The sequence below is a fragment of the Chlorobium sp. genome, from assembly GCF_021740465.1.
GTDB lineage: Bacteria > Bacteroidota > Chlorobiia > Chlorobiales > Chlorobiaceae > Chlorobium.
Map to the genome: position 1 here is coordinate 62,250 of NZ_JAIOZR010000011.1, position 16,266 is coordinate 78,515.

Below are 16,266 nucleotides of genomic sequence, written 5' to 3' on the forward strand. Positions count from 1 at the left end.
AAGGGTTGCATGACATTGTAGGTTTTCTACGGTTTGATTTTATTAACCAACAAAAAACGGAGCGGAACGATGAAAATGATGAGGATTGTTGTGTTGGCCTTCATGCTGGCAGGAATGTTTGTACAGAGCGCTTTCGCAGGCTGGGATCCTCGCGATGGGGACGATGCCGCCAACGCGGTCGAGTTTTTCAGGAAAAACGCTCCGGGCCTTGACCGGTTTTTTGAGCATGCCTACGGATACGCCGTATTTCCGGATGTCTACAAGGGGGGGCTCATCATGCTCGGCGGCGCTCACGGCAGCGGATACGTTTACGAGCTGAACACCCTTATCGGGCGTTCCTCCATTACGCAGGTGAACGTAGGGCCGCAGCTCGGCGGACAGTCGTTTGCCGAAATCGTGTTTTTCAAGAGCAAGGAGGACCTCGACAATTTCAAGAGAGGGAACTTCGAACTGAACGCGCAGGCTACGGCCGTGCTGGTGAATTCCGGAATGGCTACCAATATCGATTACTCGAACGGCGTAGCGGTTTTCGTCATTCCGAAGGCCGGGGTTATGGCCGAAGCCACCGTCGGAGGCCAGAAGTTCAGTTACAAGCCGTTCTGAGCGGCCCGGTTGAGGCGGGAAGGATCGAGCTTTTTCAATAAAAGGCACCAAAAGAGTAAATGTTTCAATGAAGTATGAATTAGTCGTGGGCCTTGAGGTCCACTGTCAGCTCAACACCAACAGCAAGGCCTTCTGCGGTTGTTCAACCCGCTTCGGTAACCCGGCCAACACCAACGTGTGTCCGGTATGCCTGGCTCTTCCGGGAGCCCTTCCGGTGCTGAACGCCCGCGTGGTGGAGGATGCCGTCAAGCTCGGTCTGGCAACCGGCTGCGCGATAGCTCCCTCCTCAGTTCTTGCCCGCAAGAACTATTTCTACCCCGATCTTCCGAAAGGATACCAGATATCCCAGTTCGAGGAACCGATCTGCACGGAAGGCATGCTGCATATCGACGGTGGTGAAGGCCGCCGCGAAATCCGGCTGATCAGGATCCATATCGAGGAGGATGCCGGCAAATCCATTCATGATATCGGCGAGGAGACCTATATCGACGTGAACCGTTGCGGCGTACCGCTTCTTGAAATTGTCAGCTACCCCGATATCCGGACTTCGAAGGAGGCGTCGGCCTATCTGCAGAAGCTTCGTCAGATCGTGAAGTACCTTGGCATTTCCGACGGCAACATGGAGGAGGGCAGCCTCCGCTGCGACGCCAACGTTTCGGTCCGCCTGTTCGGCGACGAGGAGTACGGCACCCGCACCGAGATCAAGAACATGAACTCCTTCAAGAATGTCGAGAAGGCCATCGAGTACGAAATGCAGCGCCATATCGACGTCATCGAGGGTGGTGGAAAAATTGTACAGGAAACCAGGCTCTGGGATGCCGACAAGGGGGAGACCCGTTCGATGCGCGGCAAGGAGTTCGCTCACGACTACCGTTATTTTCCCGATCCCGATCTGGTGCCGGTGCTTGTCGACAGCGGGATGCTCGAACGCATCAGGCTCGAGTTGCCCGAGTTTCCCGAGGATCGCGAGCGCCGTTTTGTTGAAGAGTACTGCATTCCGGCATACGATGCCGCAGTTCTGACGGTCGAACGCGAAGTCGCCGATTACTTCGAGGAGACCGTAGCGGTTTCGGGCGATGCCAAGGCGGCATCGAACTGGGTCATGGGCGAGGTGATGCGCACCCTCAAGGAGAAATATCTCGACATCGCGGAGTTCGCCATCTCGCCGGAGCGGCTCGGCGGGCTTATCCGGCTGATCGGCAACGGAACCGTCAGCAACACCATCGCCAAGCAGGTGTTCGAAATGATGCAGACGGGCGAAGCTACGGCGGAAGAGATCGTCGAGCGCGAAGGGCTTGCACAGGTATCCGATACCGGCGCCATCGAGGCGACGGTTGACGCGATTCTTGCCGCCAATCCGAAGCAGCTTGCCGACTACCGTGAAGGAAAAACCAAACTGTTCGGGTTCTTCGTGGGCCAGTGCATGGCCCGCATGAAGGGCAAGGGGAATCCGCAGATGCTCAACGAGGTGCTGAAAAGCCGTCTCGACGGCTGAGGGGATATCAGGAGTCGAAAAGATCCTTGGTGCGGGCAGTTTCCGGCCAGGTTTTTGCGAGTTCGGGGTTGATGACCTCGATCTTCCTTCGGGCCTCCTGCAGCCGATCCTTGCACTTTCCTGCAATGGCGAGTCCCTCTTCGTAGAGGGCGATCGAGCTCTCGATGCCGGTATCGGGGTTTTCGATGTTCCTGGTTATTTCTTCGAGTCGGGTCATGAGCTCCTCGATCGAAAGAGCATTCTGTTTCTGCTCTGCGGCAGCGGTTTTTGCCATCGATGCAACGGTTGGGTTACGGGTTCAGGGTACATCTGTTGATTGCCAGTGAGACGGAAAAAATAGATAGATGAACACTTTACTAACGATAGATACATAATGAGGTTGATTATTCAAAAAGGCAGGTGCATGAGTGAAATTTGTCGATAGTGCCGTTATCTCTGTCAAGGCAGGCGATGGCGGGAAAGGATGTGTAAGTTTTCGCAGGGAGAAGTTTGTTCCGAAGGGAGGTCCCGACGGAGGAGACGGCGGCAGGGGGGGCCATGTATGGCTTCGCGCCAACAGTCAGCTGACCACGCTGCTCGATTTCAAATATAAACGCAACTATCTGGCAGGCCGGGGTTCGCACGGCCAGGGTGCGCGCAAGACCGGAAAGGACGGGGCCGATATCGTGATCGACGTGCCGTGCGGCACCCTCGTACGCAACGCCGCGACAGGCGAGGTCATTGCCGATATGACCGTCGACGACGAGAAGATGCTTGTCGCCTCGGGCGGCAGGGGCGGGCGCGGCAACCAGCATTTCGCTACGGCCACGCGCCAGGCACCAAGGTTTTCCCTGCCTCCCGGAACCGGAGAAGAGGTCGAACTGGAAATGGAGCTGAAGCTCATGGCCGACGTGGGGCTTGTCGGGTTTCCCAATGCGGGCAAATCGACCCTGATATCGGTATTGAGCGCGGCAAGACCGAAAATCGCCGATTACCCGTTCACGACGCTGGTGCCGAATCTTGGTATCGTGCGTTACGAGGAGTACAAGTCGTTTGTGATGGCCGATATTCCGGGCATTATCGAAGGGGCCGCCGAGGGGCGGGGCCTCGGACTGCAGTTCCTTCGCCATATCGAGCGCACCAAGGTGCTGGCCGTACTTCTGACGGCGGACTCCGGGGATATCGAGGCTGAATACGCCACCCTTCTCGGTGAGATGGAGAAGTTCGCCGCCTCTCTGCTCCTGAAGCCGAGAATCGCCATCGTGACCAAAATGGATATAGCGCCCGATGACCTGGTTATCCCGGCACTTGAAGACGGCGTCAGGGTGCTGGCCATTTCGAGCGTGACCGGCATGGGGCTCAAGGAGCTGAAAGACGAGCTGTGGGTGAGGGTTTCATCCCACGCTTCCGATAAAAAGTATCTTGACAGGAGAGAGGAGGAGGAGTGAAGGCAGAGGAGTCCGGGGCCATGGTCAGGCATGCGCGTCTTTCCGACGCCGGCACCATTGCGGCCATTACAGCAGAGTATGCCCGGGAGGGCATCATGCTCGAACGTTCGGCTGAAAGCGTGATCGAGAACATCCGTAATTTTTTTGTTGCGGAGCATCAGGGAAAGATCATAGGCTGCTGCGCAATTGCCTTTTACACCTCGAAGCTTGCCGAAATCCGTTCCGTCGCGGTGCTTGCGCAGCATAAACGGAGGGGAACCGGACGACTGCTGGTCGAAAAGGCCGAGGAGATTCTCCGGGAGGAGGGAGTGAAGGAGGTCTTCGTACTGACGCTCAGTCCCGATTTTTTCGGAAGTCTGGGCTTTTCTGAAATTAAAAAAGAGTATTTTCCCCAGAAAATATGGAGGGATTGCACTCATTGCCCGAAACTCATGGCGTGTGACGAGATCGCCATGGTAAAAAACCTCTGACGAGCGTTCAGAGCAGGTACATTAATCCATTCAACAGCCCAGAATCCGTGATTGTCCAGGAAGTCATCGTAAAAAACAACGCAGGCCTGCACACCCGGCCGGCAGCAGCGGTCGTAAAGCTTGCCTCGCGTTTCAAGTCCGATTTTTTCATCGAAATGCAGGGCGTTGAAATCAATGCGAAATCGATTATCGGGGTAATGAGCCTTGCCGCCCCCAAAGGCACCAGGCTCACCCTGAAGCTTGAAGGCGAGGACGCCGACGAGGCGGCCCGCCAGCTTGTCGAGTTTTTTGAACAGGGGTTCGGCGAGCAGTAGGACCCGTAAGGTTTTCTCTATCCCGTTTCCATTTTGCGTATAGCGTTCATCTCTCCTTTTTTTCCCCTCAAGGGGGGGATATCCCGCTTCAGCGGTCTCCTTGCGGACGAGCTGCAGGCGAGAGGGCACGTTGTGCGACGTTTCGGTTTCAAAAGGCTGTATCCATCCTTTCTCGTTCGCGGCCACTCCCCTGAAGTACCCGAACACGTCGCCGAAACAAGTATATATTCACTTGTGCTGTACAACCCCTTTTCATGGCTCGCCCTGCTGCGCAGCCTGAAGTGCGATCGTCCCGACGTGCTGCTCTTCGCTTACTGGACCGGCCTGCTCGCCCCGCTGCTTTTCGCCGTCCGGAAGCTTTCCGGTATCAGAACCGTCGTGTTGCTGCACAATCTCTCCACTCACGAACCCTTTATGTTCGAACCGTTCCTGCGCAAGCTGCTTTTTGCCTCGGCTGACGGCTTCATCGCGCTTTCCGGTGAGGTATCGGGTGCGCTTGCGGTTTCGGGCAACACCAAGCCGGTCGCTGAACTCTTCCATCCGGTTTATCCACCCTTTTCCGGCAGTCAAAGGCCTGAAAAAAGCGAAGCCCGCCGCACGCTCGGGTATGAGGGCGACGTTCCCGTGCTGCTTTTTTTCGGCTACGTGCGTCGCTACAAGGGGCTCGACCTCCTGCTTCGCGCGATGCCCTCCATTCTCGCCGCATATCCGGAGGCCCGTCTTCTGGTTGCAGGGCAGTTCTACGAACCGGAATCCGCTTTCCGGGAGCTGATCGGGCAGCTCGGCATAGCCGGGAGCGTGGAGCTCCGCCCCGGTTATGCGAGCGACCAGGATGCCGCACGCTACTTCGCCGCAGCAGACGCTGCGGTGCTCCCGTACCTTCAGGCCTCGCAGTCCGGCGTGGTGCAGCTTGCCTACGGATACGGCCTGCCGGTTATCGTTACCCCTGCAGGCGGTCTTGCCGCCGAGGTGGAGCAGGGCAAAACGGGGTGGATCGCCGGGAGTGTTTCTCCGGAAGCCATTGCCGCAGCCGTGCTCGGGTTTCTCGGCGATGAACTCCGTTCGGCAATGCCGCAATCGGTCAGGGAGTACGCGAGCGGGCACTCGTGGGAACGGTTTGGCGGCGAGGCTGCGGGTTTCATCCACTCCTTCGTACGACAACAGTGAGCGCGCCGCCCCTGACCACGGTCATCGTTCTTAACTGGAACCGCCGGGACGATCTCGTGAGGTGCCTTCATTCGCTCGATCCCCTGCTTTCGGAGCAGGTGCGGGTGCTCGTGGTCGATAACGGATCGACGGACGGCTCGGTAGACGCTGTTCGACAGGGCTTTCCCGGCGTGGAAGTGTTGTCGAACCGGAGTAATCTCGGCTATGCGGCAGGCAACAACGCGGGCTTCCGCCACGCCATGCAGCGCAGTCCCGAGTACGTGGTGTTCCTCAACAACGATACCGTCGTCGCACCGGAGGCCATCGCGGCGCTGACCGCAGTTCTGCGCAACGACCCCGAAGCCGGTATTGCGGTGCCTGAAATATTTTATATGGACGATCCCGACCGGATATGGTACGCAGGCGGCGTGGTACGGCTTGGGCTTGGGCTGGTGCGGCACCTCGGCATCCGGGAGCCGCACGGCCCGGCGTACGCCCGCCGCAATGAGACCGGCTACGCCACCGGCTGCTGCATCGCCATGCGAAGCCGCGATTTTGAGGGTTTCGGCGGTTTCGACGAGCGGTTCGGTATGTACGCCGAGGATGTCGATCTCTCGCTTCGCGTGCGAAGTGCCGGCCTCACCGTCGTGTACGAACCGGCGGCGCGGGTGTGGCACCGGGTTTCCGCATCGTACGGCAGCGGCATGCATCCACGCAAGATCGTGCGGAAAAGCGCGGCAATGCTGTACCTTATGAGAAAGCACCGGGCATGGAGCGGATTCATCTTCTACCCGTTCTCCCTCTTCGCACAGGCCGCAGGCGCTCTGCTGCACACGCTTGCACGAAAACCGTCCGACAGATCATGAAGGCAGAGTACAGGAACATCATCGACCGGCGCTACTGCACCGACGAAGCGAACATGATCCGCTGGCAGAAAACCTTGTGCTTCGTCGAAGGTTCGCCCCTTGCCGATACAAAGGTCGGTTCGCGGGCCGCTTCCGGACTCGACCTCGGCGACCGTACGCCGCTCTGCGACGACCTCGAAAGGCTTTTCGGCTGTCCCTTCGCCAGCACCGGTTGCGATCTCGACCTGGATCCGCTCTCGGGCAGCTACGACGTGGTGACCGCCTTCGAGGTGCTCGAACACCTTTTCAACCCCCTGCACGCGCTGCTCGAAGTGCGCAAGGTGCTTGCAGGGCCCCATGCCCGGCTCTTCGTTTCGGTGCCTGCGGCCAAGCCGGCAATGCTCAAAAGCCCCGACCACTTCCACGAGATGAGCCCTTCCGAGCTCGATTCGCTTATCAGGAGGGCCGGATTCAGCAGCATCCGTTCCGGCAGCTTCCGCATCCGCCGCTGGCCCTTCTACCTTACCGGCCTTAAGCCGTTGCTTCGCGCATTCCATGAAAAGGTGCTGATCCATGAGCTCCGGCAGGCGTGACCAGATAGACCTCGTCTGGTTCTCGGAAGTCCAGTGGGACTTCCTCTCCACCCGCAAGCAGCGGCTGCTGCAGCGCTTTTCGCCGCGCTGGCGCATCCTCTTCGTCGAACCTTACGCCCTCGGACGAAGCGCGCACTGGCAGCCCGTGACTCGGGGCAACGTCACGGTGGTTACCGTGCCCTTTCTGAAAACCGTGCCGTACCGCATCGGGCGGCTGCTCGACGTCGAGCTCTTGCGTAACGCGGTTGCCGCAGCGGGAGGGCTCATCCTGCGCTTCTGGCTGCGGAGGCTCGGTTTCGCTTCGCACGACCGCATCATCGGCCTCAGCAACGTGTACTGGGGGAGGGTGGCGGCACGGATGCCGTGCGCCCTTCGCTTCTACGACGCCAACGACGACCATCTCGCCTTTCCGGGTTCGCCTTCGTGGCTGCCGGGCTACCAGTCCCGATATCTCGAAAGGTGCAGGCTCGTCTTTTCAGTCAGTCCCGAGCTGACCGCACGTTTGCCGCTGCCAACGGGTATCCGCTGCGTCGAACTCGGCAACGGCGTCGAGTACGACCACTTTGCCACGCCTCTTCCTGACGCGCCGCCTGAGCTTGCCGTGTTCGCTGCGGAAGGCCGCCCGCTCCTCGGCTATGCCGGCGCGATGGACTGGGTCGATACGGAGCTGCTCCGGGAGATGGCCGCAGCCTGTCCGCACTGCCGGATTGTGCTGCTCGGTCCCGCCTACGACCGCACATGGCAGGATCGGAACCGGGCGCTTCTTGAACTGCCGAACGTGCACTGGTTCGGCAGGATTGACTACCGCGAACTTCCCGCATGGGTGCAGCGCTTTGACCTCGCGCTCATGCCGCTGCTTTGCGATCCCCTCAAACGGGCTTCGCACCCCAACAAGCTCTACGAATATGCCGCGGCGGGCGTGCCGGTGCTTGCCATCGACTACTGCAGCGCGCTCGGCGCGGCCCGCGGGTTAATCCATATCGCAGGCACTGCGGAAGAGTTCGTGGCCATGGTGCCCGAAGCGCTCCGCGACACACGCAGGGCGGAACGGCAGGCGTTCGCCAGGGCGCACAGCTGGGACGCGCTTGCCCTGCGGATGGAAGAGGAACTGCTTCGAGCATCGGAAAGGGAGGCCGGATGAACAGGCACAGATCCGCCAACCGGAACGCGCTCATCGCCGGACAGGCAGGCATCTCCTACGGCGGATTCATTTTCGGCCAGGCCGTGCGCTTCGGTTTCAACATGGCGGTGGCCCGCATGCTCGGAGAGGAGTCGCTCGGCGTCTACGCTCTGGCGCTCGCCGTCATGCAGATCGTCGAGACCTTCGGCGTGGCGGGGTACGATGCCGCCGCGGTGCGTTACGTGAACATCTACCAGGCGGAAGGTCGCAAGGCATCGGACGCAGCGGGGCTCGCCATCCGCAGCGCGCTCCTCATGAGCCTCGTTCCGGCTCTGCTCGTCATGTTCTTCTCCGCACCGCTCGCCCGGCTGTTTAATGGTGGTAGCGCTTCGCTTGGCAGCGCTTCGCTTGGCAGCGCTCCGCTTGACGTTAGCGCTTCGCTCGGAGGTAGCGCTCCGCTCGGGGGCGGCGGCACGCTGCTGCACTTTGCGCTGCTCTCCTACGCCGTGGCCGTGCCCTTCAACGTGGCTGCAACGGTTGCAGGTCATGCGCTGCAGGGGCATCGCGACCTCGTGCCGAAAATCGTGGCCACGCAGCTCATCGCACCCGTCGCCATGCTCGTCCTCACGCTGCTGCTCGCCTTTGCCGCCGTTCCCGGCCCGGCGCTGCTCGTGCCCTATACGGCGGCCTCCGTGCTCTCCTGCCTCTGGATCTGGCGGCAGCTCCGCCTGAAAACCGGCACCGGCATCCGGGAGGTGCTCGGCGCTCCTGCCGATCGCCGGATGAAGGCCTTCGCCTTTCCGCTGCTCGGGGTCTCGCTCGTGAGCATGATCGCCTACTGGCTCGACGTCCTCCTGCTCGGCATGCTCGGAGGTCCGGTACTCTCCGGCCTCTACCAGCCCGCCGCGCGCACTGCGGGGCTGCTCAGGGCCGTGCTTCCGGCATTTTCCGGCATCGCCGCCCCGCTCGTCGCCGCACTGCAGGCCGGGGACGAGAGCGCCGAAACCGGACGGCTCTACCGCCTCGTCACCCGATGGATGGTGCTCCTCGTCACCCCGGCCACGGTTTTTCTGATGGTGCTTCCCGAACCGGTGCTGCTGCTTTTCGGGCCCCGCTTTTCGGCCTCCGCTCCGGCGCTCGTGCTGCTTGCCGCCGCCGCGTTCGCCCAGGCCTTCGGCGGTATCGCCGGCACCGTGCTCTCCATGGCGGGCCACGGGCGCGTCACCTTCCTGAACGCGCTCGTCGCGCTTGCCGTGCAGGTAGCGCTCTCCGTGCTGCTCATTCCGCTCTACGGCACTGCCGGCGCGGCCGCGGCTTCGCTCGGCGCCATGCTGTTGCTCTCCGCGCTCAGGCTTCTGCAGGTCTCAAGGGTGCTCGGCGTCAGCTCCTTCTCCGGCGCGCTCTGGAAACCGGCGGCGGCAGGCGCAGGCACCGCACTCCTGCTCTGGCTTTGCAGGCCGTGGCTGCTCGGGTTAGGTCCGGCGGTTTCCTCGGTGTCTGGCATCGCGATCTGCACGGCAGCCTATTTCGGCCTTACGCTGCTGTTCAGGTTGGAAGCAGAGGATAGGGAGCTTATTTTAGGGAAGCACTAAAAAGCTATTGCGCAAACAAATTGCTGCGTTGGTCGGTGCTCGAAATCCTCATGTACTCCGTGTACACTCCGGTTTCTCCGCTCCGTCCGCCTTGCCCTTTGATCGCTCATCACACTTTTTAGTGGTTCCCTGTAGATTGATAGGTACTAACGTCGTTCCAAATCATAATGCCAGAAAAGTCAGCCAAGCAGCCCAAGCAGCAAAAGTCAGTAACGCCGGATAAGCCGGTCGCGTCGCCACTGGGCGGGATCCCTGCGAAGAACGGGGTTCTGCCTTACGCCGCAGCCGCTGCAGCTTACCTGCTGCTTGCCCTTGCGCTCTACTACCAGCTCGTATTCCTGCCGATGACGCTCTCCGCACCCGATTCGCTGGTGCCCCTGGCCTCCTCCATCGCGCTCGACCGGCTGTGTGACGCATCGGGTCAATACCCGCTCTGGCAGCCCTGGACCTTTGCAGGCATGCCTACCGTCGAGGCGTTCAGCTACCTCGGAGGGCTCTACTACCCTAATATCGTCTTTTCGCGTCTGCCGTTCGGCGACATCGGTTCGCAGATCCTGCACCTCTGTTTCGCCGGGCTCGGTGGCTACGCGCTCCTGCGCAGCTTCCGGCTGCACCATGCCGCAGCCTTTCTCGGCGGCGCGGCCTTCATGCTGAACCCCTATATGACCGCCATGCTCATGCACGGCCACGGCAGCCAGCTCATGACCGCGGCATACATGCCGTGGGTGCTCTGGGCAACACTCAGAGTTTTTGATACTCGCAGCGCCAGAGGCGCTTTGGGTGCCAGGGGCACTCTTGACAGTCGCGGCTCCAGTGGAGCCTTGGGCACTCACGCTCCGGAACTTGACACTCGCGGTGCCAAGGGCACCTTGAGCACTCGCGCTCTGCTTGGGGACGCGGGGATGCTCGCGATCCTGCTTGGCTTTCAGCTTCAGCGCGCGCATGTGCAGATCGCCTGGTACACCTGGCTGGTCATGGGCCTGCTTGCCGTGGTACTGCTTGTTTCAGGTCACAAAACGGTGAAAGAGAGCCTGAAGAGAGCCGGTTTTTTTGCTACAGCCTGCGTGGTCGGCATCGCCATCTCGGCGGCGGTGTACCTGCCCGCTTCGGAGTATGCCGCATATTCGGTCAGGGGAGCGGCAGGCGGAGGCGGAGCCGCAATGGAGTACGCCACGATGTGGTCGATGCACCCGGTCGAGCTGCTCACCTTTCTCGTGCCCGGCCTCTACGGGTTCGGGGGCGTCACCTACTGGGGGTTCATGCCCTTTACCGACTTCCCGCACTACGCGGGCATCGTGGTGCTGCTGCTTGCTTTCGCGGGATTCGTCGCCCGGCGCCGCGATCCCTTCGTGCTCTTTCTCGGCGGCAGCACGCTGCTTGCGCTGCTCATCTCCTTCGGCAGCTTCTTCAGCCCGGTGTTCGACCTTTTCTACAACTTCGCTCCGCTTTTCAGCCGGTTCAGGGTGCCATCCATGGTGCTGATCGTCGCAGGGCTCAACCTCTCGCTGCTCGCCGGTTTCGGCCTGCACTGGCTGCTCGACGCGCCAGAAAAGTCGCTCCGGATTCCCCTGAAATCGCTCGCGCTCGCTGCCGCCCTTGTGATTGTGCTTATTCTGCTTGTCGGCGAGGGATTCGAGGGTTTTTTCCGCTCGATCTTTCCCCCTCCGCCGGTCGAGAATTTCGATCTGGCCTTCATGGTGAACAAGGTTCGGTGGGAGAGCATCCGGGACAGTGTGGTGATGTCCGGCCTGCTTGCGGTGCTCGCTGCGGGCCTCGCATGGCCCGGCATGAGGAAGTTCCTCTCCGGCCCGAAGCTTGCCGCACTGATCGCGCTGCTCGCCATCGGCGACCTGCTGCTTCTCAATGCGAAAATCATCAGCCCCCCGGAAGCCTCGCTCCGTTCGCCCGTGCTCGTGCAGCGTCAGCAGGTCGAAACCGCACTCGCGCCTGACGACGTCACCAGCTTTCTTGCTTCACAGAAAGGCCCGTTCCGTGTCTACCCCGTCGGCCCGCTTTTCGGCGAAAACAAGTTCGCCCTCTCCGGCATCGAATCGGTCGGCGGTTATCACCCCGCAAAACTCAGGAATTACGAAGAGTTTCTGCAGCGCACGGAGAATCTCTCCTCGCTTGCCGCCCTCAGAATGCTCAACGTCCGCTACGTGGTCTCGCCAGCCGAGGTGCAGCATCCGGACCTCGAACCGGTGAAGCAGGGCACCCTCCGCCTCGTCTCCGGCGACGTTCCCGCATGGGTCTACCGCCTGAAAGCAGGCTGCCCGAGAGCCTGGTTCGCCACCACGGTAACCGGCCTATCCAGCCGCGACGACATCTTCGCACAGGTGCTGCAGGACGGCAGCGACTGCCGTTCGGTGTACGTTGACGGCGCGGAGTGGCAGGGCGCCAGACGCTTCGCCGAAGGCACCATTCAATCAGTGCAGCGCACGGCCGAAAGCATGACGCTGAAAGTCAGCGCCCCCTCCGAAGCTTTCCTCGTGACAAGCGAGATATTCTATCCTCTCCGCTGGCAGGCGATCCTCGACGGCAGGACCGTCTTTACGAAAGAGGTGAACGGCCTCATCCGCGGAGTGCAAATTCCCGCAGGAGAGCACGAACTCACCTTCACCTACGACCGCTCCGATTTCGACAAGGGCAGGAATATATCGCTTGGTGCGTTCGGCGTTGCGGTGCTGATGATTGTTGGCGGGGTTTTTATAGGGAGAGTTGGGAAGAAGAAAAAGCAGGTTTCCTGAGAACAGGCTGTTTTTATCGGGTGCCATTTTATTGGCGTTGAGTCTTGCCCTTATTTATCCGGATGTTCTGAAAAAATCCGTATCGTTAACGTGATATAGGTTTCTATGAAACAAGATGTTATCCGCCAGACGCTGCCCTGTTGACGGTTTGTAAGTGACGTTGTTATACCGATCCGTATAAGACCTGGAAATAAAAGTCATGCAATGCTTAAGTGATTCTAATTTATACGATTAATTTGGTTTTAGGTGGTTCTTTATTTGCGTGTTATATGGGTTATTATTCAAAAGTTCTCGGTTTAGGGGGATCAATCTAATTATTATTAGCCGTTCAACATGGAGTTCGAACGCATATTCGCTTAAAATCATGAAAATTTGTCAGGAGTCCTTCCATTGAAACAAAACGATGCCGCATACCTTGATCTTGTTCTTGAGCCGATAAGGGTGTGCGCCAAGTACAAGCCGAAATTTGGTCAAGGCGCAAAGGGAAACGGGCTTACACTCGCTCAATTTCAAACGCTTTACCAAAGTGATCCATTCTATAGCTGGTTCGGTTTAGACAACCCGATGATGTATGCCGCTCACAAAGCGGCAGGTGGTATGACCAGCGTATATAGGCAAATTGGTATTGGGTGTGAGAAGCTCTTCCGAACCGCGGTCAAAGACGCTCTTGGTTTATCTGAAGCCGATGTTACATGGTCTTATACAATTCCGCTTCCCAACGGGAAGACTCGGACGTTGTACCTTGACGGACGTGTGTCACTCGACAAAATTGCCGACAAAGCAAAGCGTGCTCGTTTCCACGCATGGATGAAGGATTCCGCCGAATCTATCGGTGTTGATCCAAACGTATTTTCGACCTTGACTGGTACTATCTTCGAAGTTCGGCAGGGCTACAAAAGCAAAGACTCTAAGCGTCAGAACGCCGACATTGCAAACGCAGCAACCGCATATACAAAGGCTTATTTTCCATGCGCGGTTATTTTGTCAGCGCAAATCGACAGTGACATCCTGCTCCGTTACCGTGCAGAAAAATGGGCCGTCGTTACCGGCATCGAGGGCGCAAATAACCCCCTTATTTCAACCTACGATTTCATGCGTGATGTAATCGGCTACGACCTTGCCGCATTCTTCAAACGTAACAGCAAGACGTTCAGATCAGAAATAGATACTGTACTGAAAGCATTGCTCACACCGGAGACAAAATAATGTCTGCGTTACTAGAACGTGAGCAACTTCGCCAGCGGTCAGATTACACCTACAAGTTCAATTCAAGGACAGGGCGGCATGGTTGGCTTCGTCTTACCCCTGCCTACTCTCTTAAGATTGTTGAAGAGTTGATTGTTGGTCACGAACAAGCAAAACGCATTTTTGATCCATTCTGCGGCACTGGTACTACTGTCTTGAGTGCTGCCTACCATGGGCACGAAGGTGTTACGACTGACATCAATCCGTTTCTAGTGTGGCTCGCTCAAGCAAAAACCGCGCATTACAGTCCTAAGCAGCTTTCTGCAACGCGGGAAGCCTGCGCGTCCGCGCTTGACTTAGTTAGAAAGCAAAGCGTTGAGCCTGTGCCCGCTCCACCTATCCACAATATAGAACGGTGGTGGAGTTCAAAGTCGCTCGATTTTCTGCGGCTTCTTCGTTCGGCTATTCCAGCAGTGTCAAAGGAACATTCTGCGGAACGCACTCTGTTACTGATTGCTTTTTGCCGAACCTTAATTGAGTTATCGAACGCAGCCTTCAATCATCAATCAATGTCGTTTAAGGATGACGGGCAATTCGATATTGGTTTCGATGTGGATATGGCATACGTCTTTACCGAGGATGTTCGTTTTGTGCTTAGCGGTGCCAGCGAAAACCCTATAGGTGAGGGATATGTTGTCCTTGGCGATTCAAGGAACCCCGCAGAAGTGGTTGAAGGCATGTTCGACCTTGTCGTCACTTCCCCTCCTTACGCTAACCGAATGTCTTATATTCGAGAGCTTCGCCCGTATATGTACTGGCTTGGGTTCTTGATTAACGGCAGAGATGCTGGGGAGTTGGACTGGACAGCCATAGGCGGCACTTGGGGGATCGCCACAAGCCGTTTGACAGATTGGAAGCGTCCCACAGACTATTTCAAAAGCACTAATCTTTCTGCGGCACTAGACAAGATCGCACAGGCCGGTAACAAGAATGGCGCTGTGCTCGCCAATTATGTGGCGAAGTATTTTGATGACATGTGGTCTCACTTTCTGCGATTAACACCAGTGCTCGACCGTGGCGCGGAGTTGCACTACATAGTTGGAAATTCAACATTCTACGGAACGCTGGTTTCTACGGAACTATTGTATGCCGAAATGCTGGCAGCACTTGGGTTCAGTGAAATTGAATGTCGTGCAATTCGCAAGCGTAACTCAAAGAAAGAGTTGGTGGAGTTCGATGTTGTCGCACGGTGGAAAAACGGCTAACAAATCGCTCAACCCGACGGGTAAAATCGGCGCTTTGCTCTGCTTTTGCCCTTCGGGTAGCTCAAACGTTACCAAAACAATGGAACGTAATAAAATTATTGAATGTCTTTTCCTTGAAGAGGAGAATATCCAACTCTCTACTCCTATATACCGTTATTTGTCGCTTGAAAGCTTTTTGTTTTTACTTGAGTTTAAGAGAATACCGTTTTCTAAAATTAAGAACTGGCCAGATTCATTTGAAGGATCTCATTTTGATTTTATGAGCCGACAGCATAAGGAGAATCACGCAAAGCACAATGTTATTAGCGATTTCTATGCAAGTTGCTGGACTCTGCAAGAGGAGCCAAGAGTTCTTTACAGTACCGAAAGGGAGCACAAGAATGCTGTTGAAGAATTGAAGCAGCATGGCTCTGCCGCGATGTGGCAATCGTATTGTCAGAATGGCGGCGTAAGAATAAAAACCACTATAGGTAAGTTTGTAGATATATGCCAAGAATATCCTTCTGGTTACACCATATATCATGGTCCTGTATATTATGCGGCGGCAAATAGCTTTTCAAAGACAATTAAAGCGCCAGATCAAATCTATACCCTTCTTCACAAGAGAGTCTCCTTCCGCTACGAGTCAGAATACCGGTTTATTCTTATCACTGATTCAGAAAAAAATCACTCTATAGAGACAGTGCCAACGGGTGATTTATTCGATTTTATTGATGAAATACTTGTTTCTCCAGCAACAGAGACCGGCGAATGGATCGCACGTACTATTTACCATATGGGCCTTGATATAACCATTGATTACCCGAAGCGCACTGATATCAATTCAAAGGACGGCAAAAGATTTTGTAGGATCTCTCAGCTTTTCAAAAGAATCAGTGAAGACGTTGGCTATCATTAAGACTAACCAGCAGCTCAAGCTGATGCCTTACGATGCAGCTAGCCTTGATCGTTTACTTACCCAGCGGATCGAGTATCCGTCTGTGCACCCTGTAAGGGCCAAGTTTGTCGAGGTATCGAAGTTGGAAGTTTTCGAAAATCCTTGTCATGACGTGGTGAAAAGTGACTGAAATTAATGTTCTCCCCTAATTCTACTCTCAAGATGAGCCAGCTTCGCAGCACCTATGGGCGGAATGTCCGGTTCAATCTTTTCCTGTGCGGTTATTTCGACAGCGGTTATCTTGGATATGAGGCCGCAGAAGGCATCGACTGGGTCTGGGAACATCGCATCGACGACATGGCGCTTTTCGGGATATGAGCATGACGGTTTTACAGGATACATTCGAGGCGAACCGCCTCAGGCTGCAAAGCGAACTCGACGCCGGGAAGACTCAGGCTGAACGCAACCGTCTCGGCCAGTTCGCGACGCCGACAGCCCTTGCTCTCGATATCCTTACCTATGCGTCAACGCTGATTCCTGAAGATGAACCTGTCCGTTTTCTCGATCCTGCAGTAGGGACAGGCTCA

General features: G+C 57.2%; 15 protein-coding genes and 2 pseudogenes. 16 read left to right on the forward strand and 1 reads right to left on the reverse strand.

Translation table 11 applies throughout. The features are described 5' to 3' along the window. Positions 1 to 69: 69 nt before the first annotated feature. Both K9G39_RS06815 and gatB read left to right on the forward strand, forming a co-directional pair. Positions 70 to 603, forward strand: coding sequence for a lipid-binding SYLF domain-containing protein (locus tag K9G39_RS06815; protein ID WP_363319368.1), 534 nt, complete (start codon positions 70 to 72; stop codon positions 601 to 603). Between the two features lie 67 nt (positions 604 to 670). Then, positions 671 to 2,098: an Asp-tRNA(Asn)/Glu-tRNA(Gln) amidotransferase subunit GatB gene (gatB, locus tag K9G39_RS06820; RefSeq protein WP_292004181.1), complete on the forward strand. Its 1,428-nt coding sequence runs from the start codon at positions 671 to 673 to the stop codon at positions 2,096 to 2,098. A gap of 7 nt (positions 2,099 to 2,105) precedes the next feature. On the opposite strand, the gene xseB is transcribed toward gatB, so the two are convergent. After that, positions 2,106 to 2,372, reverse strand: coding sequence for an exodeoxyribonuclease VII small subunit (xseB, locus tag K9G39_RS06825; RefSeq protein ID WP_292004182.1), 267 nt, complete (start codon positions 2,370 to 2,372; stop codon positions 2,106 to 2,108). 133 nt (positions 2,373 to 2,505) lie between these two features. Here xseB and obgE point away from each other — a divergent pair, with 133 nt between their 5' ends. From obgE to K9G39_RS06895, 14 genes and pseudogenes are all read left to right on the forward strand, one after another. Beyond that, positions 2,506 to 3,525 (forward strand): GTPase ObgE, encoded by a 1,020-nt coding sequence (obgE, locus tag K9G39_RS06830; RefSeq protein ID WP_292004183.1) that lies wholly within the window; start codon positions 2,506 to 2,508, stop codon positions 3,523 to 3,525. 20 nt (positions 3,526 to 3,545) lie between these two features. Next, complete coding sequence (locus tag K9G39_RS06835) at positions 3,546 to 3,995, forward strand: N-acetyltransferase (RefSeq protein WP_292004198.1); 450 nt, start codon at positions 3,546 to 3,548, stop codon at positions 3,993 to 3,995. A gap of 47 nt (positions 3,996 to 4,042) precedes the next feature. Continuing rightward, a complete protein-coding gene (locus tag K9G39_RS06840; protein ID WP_292004184.1) occupies positions 4,043 to 4,309 on the forward strand; it encodes an HPr family phosphocarrier protein in 267 nt (88 codons plus the stop codon). Between the two features lie 33 nt (positions 4,310 to 4,342). Beyond that, complete coding sequence (locus K9G39_RS06845; protein ID WP_292004185.1) at positions 4,343 to 5,476, forward strand: glycosyltransferase family 4 protein; 1,134 nt, start codon at positions 4,343 to 4,345, stop codon at positions 5,474 to 5,476. Then, entirely contained in the window at positions 5,473 to 6,321 is an 849-nt protein-coding gene (locus K9G39_RS06850) for a glycosyltransferase family 2 protein (RefSeq protein WP_292004186.1), read from the forward strand. Before K9G39_RS06845 ends, K9G39_RS06850 begins: the two co-directional genes overlap by 4 nt. Continuing rightward, complete coding sequence (locus K9G39_RS06855) at positions 6,318 to 6,893, forward strand: methyltransferase domain-containing protein (RefSeq protein ID WP_292004187.1); 576 nt, start codon at positions 6,318 to 6,320, stop codon at positions 6,891 to 6,893. The genes K9G39_RS06850 and K9G39_RS06855 overlap by 4 nt, the downstream gene beginning before the upstream one ends. Next, complete coding sequence (locus tag K9G39_RS06860) at positions 6,874 to 8,034, forward strand: glycosyltransferase (protein ID WP_292004188.1); 1,161 nt, start codon at positions 6,874 to 6,876, stop codon at positions 8,032 to 8,034. The genes K9G39_RS06855 and K9G39_RS06860 overlap by 20 nt, the downstream gene beginning before the upstream one ends. Beyond that, the gene (locus K9G39_RS06865) at positions 8,031 to 9,605 is read left to right on the forward strand and encodes a polysaccharide biosynthesis C-terminal domain-containing protein (RefSeq protein ID WP_292004189.1); all 1,575 of its coding nucleotides are present in this window, start codon (positions 8,031 to 8,033) and stop codon (positions 9,603 to 9,605) included. The genes K9G39_RS06860 and K9G39_RS06865 overlap by 4 nt, the downstream gene beginning before the upstream one ends. Before the next feature lie 167 nt (positions 9,606 to 9,772). Then, a complete protein-coding gene (locus K9G39_RS06870; protein WP_292004190.1) occupies positions 9,773 to 12,352 on the forward strand; it encodes a hypothetical protein in 2,580 nt (859 codons plus the stop codon). A 390-nt stretch (positions 12,353 to 12,742) separates the two neighbouring features. Then, on the forward strand, positions 12,743 to 13,558 hold the full coding sequence (locus K9G39_RS06875; protein WP_292004191.1) for a hypothetical protein: 816 nt from the start codon (positions 12,743 to 12,745) through the stop codon (positions 13,556 to 13,558). Next, complete coding sequence (locus K9G39_RS06880; protein WP_292004192.1) at positions 13,558 to 14,802, forward strand: DNA adenine methylase; 1,245 nt, start codon at positions 13,558 to 13,560, stop codon at positions 14,800 to 14,802. Before K9G39_RS06875 ends, K9G39_RS06880 begins: the two co-directional genes overlap by 1 nt. A 79-nt stretch (positions 14,803 to 14,881) precedes the next feature. Then, on the forward strand, positions 14,882 to 15,700 hold the full coding sequence (locus K9G39_RS06885; RefSeq protein ID WP_292004193.1) for a DUF2971 domain-containing protein: 819 nt from the start codon (positions 14,882 to 14,884) through the stop codon (positions 15,698 to 15,700). A 195-nt stretch (positions 15,701 to 15,895) separates the two neighbouring features. Then, positions 15,896 to 16,057: pseudogene (locus tag K9G39_RS06890) on the forward strand (XamI family restriction endonuclease); the annotation flags it as partial. 2 nt (positions 16,058 to 16,059) lie between these two features. After that, positions 16,060 to 16,266, forward strand: a pseudogene (locus tag K9G39_RS06895) (SAM-dependent DNA methyltransferase); the annotation flags it as partial.